Origin of the sequence: Edaphobacter sp. HDX4, from assembly GCF_036877565.1 — a bacterium.
Taxonomy (GTDB): domain Bacteria; phylum Acidobacteriota; class Terriglobia; order Terriglobales; family Acidobacteriaceae; genus Edaphobacter.
In genome coordinates this window covers 38,908-51,450 of record NZ_JAEDXW010000028.1, presented here as the reverse complement: position 1 = coordinate 51,450, position 12,543 = coordinate 38,908, and the positions used below count along the sequence as shown (strand labels likewise).

The 12,543-nt window shown below is 55.5% G+C and carries 13 protein-coding genes; 5 read left to right on the top strand and 8 right to left on the bottom strand.

Annotation, left to right across the window (positions count from 1 at the left end):
• Positions 1–382 precede the first annotated feature (382 nt).
• From JAO29_RS20430 to JAO29_RS20420, 3 genes are all read left to right on the top strand, one after another.
• A complete protein-coding gene (locus JAO29_RS20430; protein ID WP_334270121.1) occupies positions 383–664 on the top strand; it encodes a hypothetical protein in 282 nt (93 codons plus the stop codon).
• 296 nt (positions 665–960) lie between these two features.
• The gene (locus tag JAO29_RS20425) at positions 961–1,551 is read left to right on the top strand and encodes a YoaK family protein (protein ID WP_334270120.1); all 591 of its coding nucleotides are present in this window, start codon (positions 961–963) and stop codon (positions 1,549–1,551) included.
• Positions 1,552–2,697: 1,146 nt separating this feature from the next.
• The gene (locus JAO29_RS20420) at positions 2,698–3,345 is read left to right on the top strand and encodes an AlbA family DNA-binding domain-containing protein (RefSeq protein ID WP_334270119.1); all 648 of its coding nucleotides are present in this window, start codon (positions 2,698–2,700) and stop codon (positions 3,343–3,345) included.
• Between the two features lie 201 nt (positions 3,346–3,546).
• On the opposite strand, the gene JAO29_RS23670 is transcribed toward JAO29_RS20420, so the two are convergent.
• Both JAO29_RS23670 and JAO29_RS20415 read right to left on the bottom strand, forming a co-directional pair.
• On the bottom strand, positions 3,547–3,873 hold the full coding sequence (locus JAO29_RS23670) for an SDR family oxidoreductase (protein ID WP_442886454.1): 327 nt from the start codon (positions 3,871–3,873) through the stop codon (positions 3,547–3,549).
• A 56-nt stretch (positions 3,874–3,929) separates the two neighbouring features.
• Positions 3,930–4,295: an SDR family NAD(P)-dependent oxidoreductase gene (locus JAO29_RS20415; RefSeq protein WP_334270118.1), complete on the bottom strand. Its 366-nt coding sequence runs from the start codon at positions 4,293–4,295 to the stop codon at positions 3,930–3,932.
• Positions 4,296–4,421: 126 nt separating this feature from the next.
• On the opposite strand from JAO29_RS20415, the gene JAO29_RS20410 reads away from it, so the two are divergent.
• Both JAO29_RS20410 and JAO29_RS20405 read left to right on the top strand, forming a co-directional pair.
• Positions 4,422–5,129: a TetR/AcrR family transcriptional regulator gene (locus JAO29_RS20410; protein ID WP_334270117.1), complete on the top strand. Its 708-nt coding sequence runs from the start codon at positions 4,422–4,424 to the stop codon at positions 5,127–5,129.
• Entirely contained in the window at positions 5,126–5,446 is a 321-nt protein-coding gene (locus JAO29_RS20405) for a nuclear transport factor 2 family protein (RefSeq protein ID WP_334270116.1), read from the top strand. Before JAO29_RS20410 ends, JAO29_RS20405 begins: the two co-directional genes overlap by 4 nt.
• A gap of 122 nt (positions 5,447–5,568) precedes the next feature.
• On the opposite strand, the gene JAO29_RS20400 is transcribed toward JAO29_RS20405, so the two are convergent.
• The 6 genes from JAO29_RS20400 to JAO29_RS20375 all read right to left on the bottom strand — a co-directional run bounded on the left by JAO29_RS20400 (position 5,569) and on the right by JAO29_RS20375 (position 12,410).
• Positions 5,569–6,324 (bottom strand): SDR family NAD(P)-dependent oxidoreductase, encoded by a 756-nt coding sequence (locus JAO29_RS20400; protein ID WP_334270115.1) that lies wholly within the window; start codon positions 6,322–6,324, stop codon positions 5,569–5,571.
• A gap of 617 nt (positions 6,325–6,941) precedes the next feature.
• The gene (locus JAO29_RS20395) at positions 6,942–8,060 is read right to left on the bottom strand and encodes a hypothetical protein (protein WP_334270114.1); all 1,119 of its coding nucleotides are present in this window, start codon (positions 8,058–8,060) and stop codon (positions 6,942–6,944) included.
• Between the two features lie 133 nt (positions 8,061–8,193).
• The gene (locus JAO29_RS20390; RefSeq protein ID WP_334270113.1) at positions 8,194–9,351 is read right to left on the bottom strand and encodes a glutathione-independent formaldehyde dehydrogenase; all 1,158 of its coding nucleotides are present in this window, start codon (positions 9,349–9,351) and stop codon (positions 8,194–8,196) included.
• 192 nt (positions 9,352–9,543) lie between these two features.
• On the bottom strand, positions 9,544–10,401 hold the full coding sequence (locus JAO29_RS20385) for an aldo/keto reductase (protein WP_334270112.1): 858 nt from the start codon (positions 10,399–10,401) through the stop codon (positions 9,544–9,546).
• 164 nt (positions 10,402–10,565) lie between these two features.
• Complete coding sequence (locus tag JAO29_RS20380) at positions 10,566–11,735, bottom strand: zinc-dependent alcohol dehydrogenase (RefSeq protein ID WP_334270111.1); 1,170 nt, start codon at positions 11,733–11,735, stop codon at positions 10,566–10,568.
• A gap of 9 nt (positions 11,736–11,744) precedes the next feature.
• Positions 11,745–12,410 carry an SRPBCC family protein gene (locus tag JAO29_RS20375; protein WP_334270110.1) on the bottom strand — a complete coding sequence of 222 codons (666 nt, stop codon included), beginning with the start codon at positions 12,408–12,410 and terminating at the stop codon, positions 11,745–11,747.
• Between the last annotated feature and the right edge of the window lie 133 nt (positions 12,411–12,543).

Here is a 12,543-nt window from a genome sequence, read left to right as displayed (position 1 = left end):
GGACAAAGGTGGGCAAGACGTTTTCCCTGGACCAGATACAACAAGCCATGGAGTACGAAACGCAGCCAGGGACCAAGGCGGTTCTTCTTCCTCAGCCAACGAAAAAGTTTGTATGAGGTGGGGACGAGGCTCAGACGTAACGAACGACTCACCGGGAAGCCCTCACAACCCCCATGTCTCCAGCTGAGTCATAGCTGAAGACACGTCGACCTATCGGTACCGGTCGTTGTCGATGAGTGAGTAGTCGATGGTGCGCTCATTAACAAGTTTCAGGTTCGCGTTTGTGAAACTCCGCGATCAGAATCAAACGGGGAGAACGTGCTGCAGCGGTCTCCGGGCTTGCATCTACGGTACGAGCCAAACGGGAGGCTCCATTTTAGTCATGAGCAAAGAAGTTGCGACTGACTTTTCAGGCCAGTCCACAACCGTCAAGTGGAAGGTAGTTCGATGTGGTTCCTTCGTGCCAAGTCCGGTGATCACGATTAAGAGATCCGCTTCGGGTGGCTCGTCAGAATATGCGTTCGACGTCCATGAGTCCGGGCTTGTCTTCGTTCGCCACAACGATGAACGGCAGCTCGTGATGTATGAGGCCCAAGAAGGTATGGGAGAGGCCCGAAAGACACTGGATCCATCGAGCAAGCGGCCTGAGGCACGGGAAGAGTAAACGTCGCGTAGATAGCGAGGCAAAGCAATGGAGGTCTTGCCGGTCCGTAAGGGTTATTACGATTCGATTGTCGTATCAGCGATACGACAATGAGCGGCGTTGGCCTGATATCGCCGGTTGAGAACGGGAAGAGCCACCTGTCTGAGAAGGGGCTTATCCTCCAAAACTGACGTGACACCGACCTCCTAAGAGTGCACTCCGCAGCAAGCCTTCGAGTCCGAAGCAAGCGTTACAATGACAGAAGCGCGAAGGGGGTCGTCCGCTCCTATGAGCGCAGGAGCGAGCGTGACCAGCCTATGCCTCCCTTGACCTTTGAAGAAGCGAGAAAGCGGGTTGGGACGCCCGGCATCAGCGCGTCGTTAGCTGCGGCTGGCGGCTTTCTGGATGGCTTTACCTATGTCGGACACGGACAGGTGTTCTCCAATGCCATGACAGGCAATGTGGTCCTTCTCGGCATCAATTGCCTGTCGGGGTCCTGGCATACGGGCTTTCGCCATCTGCCTGCGATTGTGGCTTTTCTGATCGGCACGGGCGTGTCCTATGCGATGCAATTGCGCCCAAAACGCCGCGGGGTCAGCGCCCCCTACATTGCCGTTCTTGTACTCGAAGTCGGCGTCCTGACGATTTTGAGTCTCTTGCCCGCGAAGACGGCGGATATCTTTTTTACCACCAGCATTGCCTTCGCCGCCTCAGTACAGGTACAGACCTTTCGCGAAGTCGAAGGACACAGTTTCAGTTCCACTTTTACAACTGGCAACCTGCGGACGCTTTCTGACGCGGTATTCGCTTTGTTTTTCGAAAGCCATGCCGCGGAAAAAGCGAGGGTAGCAAAGGTTTTTGCTGGCATCTGCATGGCCTTTCTGGCGGGTGCGGCGGTCGGCGGCTAAGCTACTCACGTATTCGGCAACCCAGCTCTCTGGTGCGACATCCTGTTGCTGGTTCTAATCGCAATTGGCGTTAGATCGCGCCTGCGGCTCGCACCAGCTATGCGGCACCCGCCACAGAATCGGGCGATACGCGCCTCGATGAGATTCCCTCCGAGATTCCTTCAGCGTACCCATAAGTCGGCAGATCGTTAGCCCCTAGATACCCTTCAATTCAGGAATCGGTGCTTTCGCACGACCCGGTTCTCAAAGACTGATAAATCGCCAATGCGCTCACCGACAGCGGGTGGTTACTTCCGATATGCCGACTTGTCGTTACTAATCCGGTGCTGGTGAGTGCGTTGGCGATGATGCGATTAATGGAGTATTGGCATGCGGTAGAGGCGTTACACCCGCACAAAGGACTGAAATGTTCGAAATATCCGCGCCGCAGCATTTGTCGATCTTGACCGATACCACCTCAATGCTTGGAGAGTTGCATTGGTACCTGCTCAGATCTTCGAAACTCATGAACGACAAGCGGTACCGAGTCTGGCAGCAGTCTTGGGACCCGTCTACTGACGGGCTCAAGATCGAGCGCTACGAGGAGACTGACTTCGGCGGAGAAGTTGGACGGGACGAGATCGACTGGTGGATTAACCGCAAAGAACAGGACACACACGACCTTCGAGATCGAACCGAACGGGTCATGGCTGCAGCGCAGACCCTCAGAACTAGAGCGATAGCGCTACGCGGATTCGAACCTGTCAGCTATGACGATCTGATCACGAAGTTCAAAGGATTTGTAGAGAGCTGTCGAGCGGAGATCGCTGCGTTGTATGAGTATGTTGTCTGGCTCGACGCCAAGAGCGTGCTGGCTCCGGAAATCCTGTTTATATATAAGGTCTGGGGTTCCACTCGGCTGTCTGATCGCACAATCGATATAAACTTCGCGCTTTCGACACCGAAGGAGGAGGAGCCCAGCACAATTCTCAGACTCACAGAGATCGCTCTGGGATTATCAGATCGTTTCTTTTCAGCGGTCGCGAGAGCACAAATGGACCTTCTCGGGGAAGCCTATGAATTGGGAGCTGAAGACGGCGAAGAAGAGCCACTGCGGGTCCCGATGGACCGCATCCTGCGCAGAGCCGCGAATCGTGCCATTGAGGAATGCATTATCTATTTCTCCGAGTTACGAGATTCTCTCCGGGATATCCTCATACACATCGGGAACGGGAAGACACGGAGAATATCGTCAACAGCGACGCTTTCTGGCGTTCCTTCATTTCCAAAGCGACCGTTGAAGGCAGAATCGAGCACGAACTTTGGGATTTCAAGGAAACTCTGCCGATGTGGCACGCGACCAATTCAGATGGTCGAGCGCAAGCGAAGGTGAAAACCGCAGAAGACATAGCTGCCTTTGCTAATGCCAATGGTGGTTGCCTACTCGTGGGTATTCGCGATGACAAGACGATCGTCGGCATCGGAGATACAGAGCGCGAAAGGGAGAACCGTGTTAAGGCATTGAGCGATGTGCTAGTGGAACTCATCCAATACCCACGGCAGATCTGGAAGATTCATCAACTATTGGCGAATGACGCTGATGGGACGGAGAGGCTATGCCTTGTTGTCATCGTGCCTAGAGCTTATGAACCTGTCGGTGTAAAGGGGGCCAACGGCAGCTATATCTATCCTGTGCGGCACGGAACTAGCATCGCCCGTGAGAACCCTGAAAAACTGCGGCACGCCCGGATCCACGACAAGAATGACAATTTCGATTTCCTCGAGCGCCTTCAGCAGTTTGTGCGAGACAATTGACCGCTTTCGTGTGGTTTCCGCCTTTCTTCCCAGTCGTGGTCCTCAATAGACACATCCAGGGCGATGCACTCATTGAGTCTGGACTCGTCCTTATAAACACCGATCTCGGAAGTGATGCACTGCTAACGCTAAGCAACGGCTAGAAGATGGTGCCCGTGCTCCTGGAACAGGAGCACGGTTCGCGACCCTGCACCGAATCAATCAAGCGATCATTCCCCCGTCAATATTGAAGGTGGCCCCCGTGATGTAAGCAGCGTCTGGGCTGGCTAGGAAGGCCACTGCACCAGCGATTTCCTCCGGCAGTCCATACCTCCCGAGAGCCGTCATCCTCTTCAGCGTGTCAGCAAATGCACCTGACTCGGGGTTCATTTCAGTTGCGATAGGTCCGGGCTGGATTGTATTCACCGTAATGTTCCGTACACCCAGATCCCGTGCCCAACCTCGCGAATAAGCCGCCACAGCCGCCTTTCCGCCTACATAGTCTGCGAGGCCGGGGAAAGCAATCTGCGTCGCTCCGGTGGTGCCGATCGTGATGATCCTGCCACCATCCTGAAGCAGCGGAGCAGCGGCGCGAACTGCTGCGACTACCCTCCGATGTTGATTCTGTTCTGAAGGTCGAGCGCTTCGGCATCATAGCCTGGATCATCGATCTTCCCAGTAACGAAAACACCTGCATTGTTCACCAGAATGTCCAGCCGTCCTAACGACCCGCGCGCGGACTTCACGAGATCAGCAACCTGCTTTGCATCGGACTGGTTCGCCTGAATTGCGAACGCTTTCACACCGCTGCTTTTCAACTGCTCAAGTTGAGCCTGTGCACGTTCCGCCGACTTCTCGTAGCTGATGACAACGTCCGCTCCTTCTGCTGCGAGCCGCTGGGCGATTGCCGCCCCGATACCACGTGAACCGCCTGTGACGAGCGCGGCTTTTCCTGCTAAACGCTTTTCCATTTGCATCCTCCTCGTAGTTTTGTACACTCATGCATAGATGTCGTATGAAGAATATTCGATGCGAATATCTGATACTCAGCAAGCGGAGGTGGAATCTTATAGGCAGGATCTTTAGAGGAGGGCTATTTGCAGACCACATTGCCAAAGCGGACCAGCAAGCCGATGGGACGGCCGCGCACTTTTGACAAGGAGCAGGCGCTCGATACCGCCATGAATCTCTTCTGGAAGTACGGTTATGATGGCGTGACGTTCAGCATGGTGGCGGAGGCGATCGGGATCAATCGATCGAGTCTGCAGGCAGCTTTTGGCTCAAAGGAGGATTTGTTTCGCGCCGTGTTGCAGCGGTACATGGACAAGCCTTCTGCCTACGTCAACGTCGCGCTGGCAGTACCGGATACAGAATCCGCGGTGAGGCTGTATTTGGAAGGTGCGGCTGACAATGTCACCGAGGACGACACCAGAAGAGGATGCCTTGCAACGATTGGAGCGTCGATTGGCCCACCGGAGTCGGAAGGGATGCGGACAGAGGTGGCTCTGAACAGAAAAAGGGCGGAAGCCTCCCTCCGGGAGCGGCTTCGGAAAGGGCTCAAAAAAGGTGATTTGGAGGAAGGTGCAAACGTGTCGGCGTTGGCAAGCTTCCTTATGACCGTGATCTATGGGAACGTGCTGCGCGCGAAAGAGGGGCATACGCGCGCAAGCCTTCAGATCACCATCGACATCGTGATGAAAGCGATGCCGTTCAACCGCGTAGCACCGGAAAGTAGAAACAGGAGAGAAGATGCAGGACAAACAAGCCGAACTGCTCGTACGAAATCTAATCGAGATCTTCAATGAGCCCGATGCAACCAAGCGACTTGGTGTCGTTCAAGAGCTCTACAGAGGGGGACGCAACCTTCCATGAACCTGACGCGAGCTTTGAGGGGCACGAAGCCATCAATAACCGCGTCTCCGGGTTTCTTGGCACACTTCCGCCGAATGCTCATTTCACACCCCGAGGGGAACCGAACACAAATCACAATCTCGCACGTCTGTCTTGGACATTAGCCACAGACGAAGGACTTACGATGGTGAGCGGTATGGATATCGCCATTGTGGAAGGTGGACAGATCGCAACCCTTTATCTGTTTATCGATCCGCCTCCTGCCGGATAGTGAAGCGGCGAACCATCTCATTAACGCCCTTAGCGGAGCGAGCGAACCGGGCGGGTCACTGGCGATAAGCCGACGTATCGTTACCGATCTCATGTCAATGAGTGCATGGGCAAATGTCTCCGTTACGTCAGGCTCAGACCTCCGTCCGAGACCACAATCTCACCGGTTAGGTAGTCGGAGGCTATCAGCATCATGACGATTTGGGCGATATCCACCGGACTGGCTGGTCGTCGCATTGGTGCTCGATCGCGCCAAAGCTGCTGGGCAGCGGTCCAATCCGCTGTCAGAGGTGTGTCCACGAGGCCAGGGGCGACGGCATTTACCCGAATGTCCGGAGCGAGCGATAAGGCGAGCAATCGGGTGACGTGGTTTAGTGCTGCTTTTGATGCGGCGTAAGGGATGGATGCGCCCTTCGGCCGGACGCCAGCGTGTGAACTGATATTGACGACACATCCTGAGCGACCTCGACTGGCCGCAGCTCTCAGAGCGGTTTCGGCTTCAGCCACAAGGCGAAACGGGGCCACCACGTTGACTTCGTGTAATTCGTGCCAGATGGCGGGCGAAGCCGCCAGAAGATTGGGATGCGGAATAACGCGGCTGATGCCCGCGTTGTTGACAAGGACATCGAGGCGCTCCCAGCGAGACACAGCCTCCCTCACGAGCCTGATTCTGTCGGCATCGTCGGCCAAATCAGCTTGAATGTAAATAGCGTTTCCAAGTTCAGCGGCCAGTGCGTGCCCCTTTTCCGCTGAACTACGCGAGTGCAGCACCACGGCATATCCCTCGTTGGATAACCGGCGGGCAATCGCAGCACCGATGCCAGAAGTTGAGCCGGTCACAAGCGCAACGGGCGAGGAACTATTCGCAGTCTGGTTCAAAAAATACTCCTCATTGCTGCCATCCTTAACTTCGATCCAAGCGCTCGGTGTTCACAATTGGCTCCCGATCTTTGTCGTTGGTTTGGTGACGTTCCAAAGCCACTCATTGACCTTCTAAGGTATTCCACATCAAGTCTTACAAGAACATCATCTTCTGAATCCCTCTGGCGAGGCACGTTCGGTGGAAAGATTAGTCCCGAGAAACGCCGTTCACGGAAGTAATCCACCAGTCCGATAGCTAGCTCGATGAGCGCGTTGGCCTGAAGTCGCCAGTCGACCCGACTGGATCGCATTCGGCATCGATGAACTCACCGGAACTCTGGCTTCCGAAGCCATCCTCGGGTGACTAGGTGGCGAGTGTATGGCTTTGTCGCTGTTCACTCTCACTTTTCGGTCTGGAGCCGGGATGTCCGGATGCCCTGCCGTGCAGAAATTACTTGGGGGGTCATTTCTGTTCCGCGCTGTGCACCAGCGACGCAAAGTCGAATCTACTGCCGGTGCACTTGATACGGGCCCACTTGATACAGAGTCTTGGCCCGTTCAATACAGGTTGCTTGGAATCGATAAAGACTTTCGGGTACTAACAGCTGTGACCATCGAATGTTCTGGCGGAAACCTCAATCCCTGATTTCGCCAACACTCTTCCCGTAAGTAGCGGAGTCGATGTCCTCGATGCGATACATCATCGAGGGCGCGAGCCGACGGATGTGATGGTTCCATTGACTCCGCATTGCCACATAAGAGGAAAGGGCCTGTTGTTCGTCGTCTGCGGTTGAAATTCCCGCAGCGCGCAGACGATCTTTGGCGCGCATGAAGCGATCGGTCCAGCAGGAAATCTCTGAGCGATTTGGCTGCTCGCGATGAGCCGCGCCCGCCTGCAGGAAGTTTTGCTCCAGTGCGGTAAGGAGAAGGAGCGAGCCCTCCCAAAGCTCGTCCAGCGCGCCCAAATGTTTGAGTTGGTTATAGTCTTCGCCCAAAGCGCAGCGTATGAGCGTTATGGAATCGAGCAAAACCAGCGTGATGAAGGAAATCGAGTAGTAGTGGTCGGGGAACCGCATATAAAAGAGCATCGGGTAGAAATGGTGCGCCTCCTTTGTAACCGCAGTCTCTGCGGCGAGCTCCCATAAAGACGACGCTCCGGCAGTCCATGAACCCTCGGGAGCAATCCCGGCAACCAATTCAGCAGCGTCACCGGTGCGTCGTGTGGCAAGGTAGACCTTGAGTGCAAAGGCGTTCCGTTGCTGAAGCTGGTTGTAAATTTGCATAAGGTAGGTCAGGGTAAGAGAGGTGACGCTGAGGCCAGCGATCGAGTTGAACAGGTAAAGCAGGCGAGATCCTGAGGTGCGCGGCGTGAAGTCGCTCGACCCAATAATTGAAAGGCTGGATCCGCCGGCATAAAGTGCGCTCACAAGATCTGTTGGTGTCTTTCCACTCGTCGATTGGACGGATCGACCCAGCATTGGATGGATCAAGAAAGCATTGCCTAGCGCGAGACCACTTACCCAGGTGAAGACGAGGACAGCGAGGATGACAGGGCCGCAGAACGATAGAATCCGGTCACCCTTGTCCGGTCTTGTTTGAGCGATGACCCAGAAGCAGCGCCACACGATTCTCCCCACTCGGCGGCTCAGTAAGCCGCTTCCCATCCTGGCGTAAAGAACCGTCAGAAAAACATCCAACAGGATCAGCATGATAAGCATAGTCCCGCCGACCTGTTGGATAATCGCAATTGCCATAGCAGACATTTTGGTAGGCTGAGCCAGCGAAGACCTGGAGTGGGAAGAACTGAGTCGCCCGATCTGAATCTACTAGGAAGTAAAGCACCTAGTTCGCCAGTTTCTTGAGGTCCCAGGTTCGGTCCTGCCTGCGTCAAGCTGCTATTGGATGGAGGACCACTTTATGCCAGCCATCGACACGGGCATCGAAGTTCTTATACCCCTTCGGTGCTTCGCTCAGCGGTAACTCGTGCGAGATGATTGCCGATGGGTTTGCTCTGTCGTGGTGGATCAATTGCATCAGCTTTCTGTTATATGCTTTCACATTACATTGCCCTGTACCGATCTTCTGCCCTTTGAACCAGAATTTGCCGAAATCGAATGCAATTTCGCCGTTCTTGGCGAGCTTGTCGGCCGCCCCCGGATCCTGGGGAATGAAGACGCCAACCACTCCGATGTTCCCGGTGAACTTGACGGCGTTCACGAGCGAGTTCATCACGAGATTTGGTACCTCTTGCCCCCCGGGGGTGTGGCACTGATATCCAATGCACTCGCAACCGCAATCTGTCCCCTCGCCGCGGGTGGCCTCGAGAATTTGTTCAACCTCACGGCCCTCATCCTCTACGATAGGAGTGGCTCCGAGCTTTTCCGCTACCTCGAGTCGGTCTGTATTGTGGTCCACGACAAAGATCTGACTTGCGCCTTGAACGCGGGCGGAAAGCGTGGCCATCAGACCGACGGGGCCGGAGCCGTAGATCACAACGGAATCCCCCGGCGTCAGACTGGCAAGCCGGGTGGAGTGCCAACCCGTAGGGAAAATGTCGGAGAGCATGACATAGTCTCGTTCTTTCTCTTCGGCATCTTCGGGGAGGATTAGACAGTTATAGTCCCCATAAGGAACGCGCAGAAACTCGGCCTGGCCTCCATTGTAGGGTCCCATATCCGCAAACCCATATGCGGCGCCAGCCATGTTCGGTATCTTGCTGCGATCCGCGGTGGTTAGGCAAAACGCGGACAATCCGCGCTCGCAGTTGGCACAAAACCCGCAGCCGATATTAAACGGCAGTACAACTCGGTCGCCCACCTTCACTCGGTCAACTCCTTCACCGATCTCGACGACCTCACCCAGGTTCTCGTGACCGAGAACCCGCCCGTGCTCCATATCGGTGCGACCCTCATACATGTGCAGGTCAGAACCACAAATATTTGTGGAAGTAATTCTGACGAGGACGTCTGTTGGCTTTTCGATTCTGGCATCGGCGACATTGTCGACCGACACATTTCGAGGACCATGATAGACAAGTGCTTTCATGAGTTTGTCGCTTTCTGTTCGCGCCCATATAGACGCAAACTACGATCAAGTTGAAGTTTCGCCAGGAGCGTACGGCCACCGAACAGACCGCGTACGCATGCGTCTCAGTCGCTGTTTTGTCGGTGCACCCCCTTCAATCACCTTGCTCTAGAGAGAAAGTTCCTTTACGTCAGACCGGCACCCGGCATGGCTTCACAACATTTCGAGCGGAACTTTTCCCCGAGGCTGTGGAAACGCTTGATCGAGCTCTGCGAGATCCCTTTCTGTCAGGCGCAGGTCAACCGCGCCGCGGTTCTCGCGGACGTGATTCGGCTCACCTGCACGTGGAATAGCAATGACCCCTTCGATTCGGAGTACCCAGGCGAGAGCCACCTGGGCTGCGGTGGCGCGATGTCGTTCAGCCACCTTTTGCAACTCGTGATGACCGAGCATCCGTCCTTGCTCGATTGGCGAATAAGCCATGGTCGGCATACGGTGCTGTTGACACCAAGGCAGCAGATCATGCTCGATACCGCGACGGGTAAGGTTGTAGAGCACCTGGTCTGTTGCAACATCGGATCCACCAGGAAGACCGACCAACTCGTCCATATCGGAGACATCGAAGTTGCTGACACCCCAGTGTCGAATCTTGCCCGCCTGCAAAAGGGATTGAAAACCCTCGATAGTGTCCTCGAGAGAGTGGTTGCCCCTCCAATGAAGAAGGTATAAGTCCAGCCTGTCTGTACCGAGGCGACGCAGGCTGCGTTCGCAGGCCGCGATGGTGCCGCGACGCGTCGCATTTTCCGGTAGAACCTTGCTGACCAGGAAGACCTCATCACGGCGGTCAGCAATTACCTCACCCACTAGTTCTTCGGCAGCTCCATCGCCGTACATTTCGGCCGTATCGACCAGGGTCATGCCGAGATCGAGCCCGATGCGCAAAGCCGCAATCTCATCCTTTCTGCGTCCTGGAGTTTCCGCGAGATGCCACGTGCCTTGCCCCAGTATGGGAAGAACATCCCCCGAGGGAAGTTTGGTTGTGCGAACGACAGTTTCTCCTGTTTCTTTCATGATGACTTCTCTCGCTTTCAGGCGAGGTCTGGTCGCTGTGGGTCGCGGTTCCCCTCGCCGACAATCGCGCATTTCATGCCGCGTGTTCCGCCTTGGTTTGAAACTGACTAAACAAACTGATCATCCCGTGGTTGTTCAAGGCTTTTATTTCAATCTCCTCAAGATCAATTCGGTCGAAAGACGGCTCGTAGGATTCCGTCCTGCTTATTCTTGAACATGTCGTAGCCTCTCGGAGCATCTTCGAGAGAGAAGGTGTGTGTGGCCAGGAAGCTGGCGTCTAATTCGCCTTTGCGCGCGTGATCGAGCAGTCGACTCATGTACTTTTGACCGTGTTGCTGCGCTGTCTTCACCGTCAGCCCTTTGTTCATAATGACGCCAATGGGGAATTTGTCCATCACGCCGTAGACTCCGAGGATCGACAGCGTTCCCCCTTTCCGAATGGCCATGATCGCTTCCCGCAAGGCTTCGCCGCGATCCGTTTGCAGACGTAATGCCTGCTTCACAACGTCGTACTTGGCCATCAGACTTGTGCCGTGTGCTTCCATGCCGACCGCATCGATACATGCATCGGGGCCCCGGCCTCCTGTCATCTCCTTCAGTGTGTCGAGGACGCTATCGACGCTCGAGTAGTCAATGGTCTCGGAGCCGCAGTGCTCTCGCGCTGCAGCGAGTCGCTCAGGAAAGCGATCGATAGCAATGACCCTCTCCGCTCCGAGCAGGTAAGCACTTCTTTGTGCCATCAGCCCCACTCCACCGCAGCCCCAGACAGCGACCGTGGCACCAGGTGTTACACAGAAATCTGCGCCCATATAGCCGGTGGGAGCGGCATCGGAGAGAAACAGCACTTGTTCGTCGCGCAACCCATCCGGCACCTTGAAGCAATCAATGTCCCCGTACGGTACGCGAACATATTGCGCGTGCGCTCCGGCGTAACCGCCGAATGCGTGCGTGTAACCATAGATCCCGGCGGTTGTGCCTCCCAGCAACGGTTCCTGCAATTCGGCGTTTGGATTCGTGTTGTCGCACAGCGACCACAGGTCGTGCTGGCAGAACCAGCACTGTCCGCAACAGATAAACGACGGAACGACAACGCGATCGCCTTTCTTGATGTTGCGTACTTCAGGGCCGGTCTCGACGACTTCTCCCATGAACTCGTGCCCGATCACGTCTCCCGCGCGCATAGTAGGAATGTAACCGTCAATAAAGTGCAAATCGGAGCCGCAGGTTGTGGACGAGGTAACCCTGAGGATCACATCGTGAGGGTTTACGATGCCGGGATCAGGGACGGTCTCGACCCGTAAGTCATTTACTCCATTCCAGCAGAGTGCTCGCATGTTTACCTCCTAGGCTGCGGCAATTGCGCGGTGCCGCCCAGCCGGATTGTGGGACAGAGTTGGCATTTCGCCGGTCTCAACCAGCGACTTGAACCGGCGGAGCACCTTCGTGAGCATCGCTTCGTCCACCGAGTCGGTAAGCCGAACCAACGCCTTGGTCACTCTATCGTTGGATAGGGGTGAGATACCGAGGGTGACTTCCGTCCCCCATTCGGCAGGGTGTGCGTCACGGAATCGAATGAACATTTCGTGAGGAACTGCTGCGCCCGGATCGGTTCGCCATAGAAGGCTAGAACCTTGACCTTGTTCGACTAGCCGCGAGGTCCAAGTGATCTCACGTCGCCCGGGAAGACTCATATGCAGGCGAATGCGCCCCTCGCCTTCACGGGAAACCTGAAGAACGTCTCCGAAAAGGTCTGACATGACTTGCGGATCGCGCCACATGCGGAAAAGTTCGTCTCGCGGCTTGCCAACCGTAATCACACGGGTGATTGCCAGTGGCTCAAGACTCACGGGTTGCCGGTGCGGCGGCTTCGCCAGAGCTCCGTATGCGAGTAGTCCAGTTCCAGCTGCCACAGAGAGCACTCTCGTGCGTCCTACCTGTCGCAAACCGAGCAGAATCGCACTGGTGCCTACAGCCGCAGATGCAAAGCGATTTACCGTTGATCCATTCATGTGAATAACCTCCGTGTAGCCACGAAAAACGAACATAAGAGATCGTGCCTCGACCGGGGTCGAAGAAAAACGTCAGTCAGGTGAAGCACGAGCAGGACTGGTGTTATCGAGCGCGACCACGACCTCACGAAAG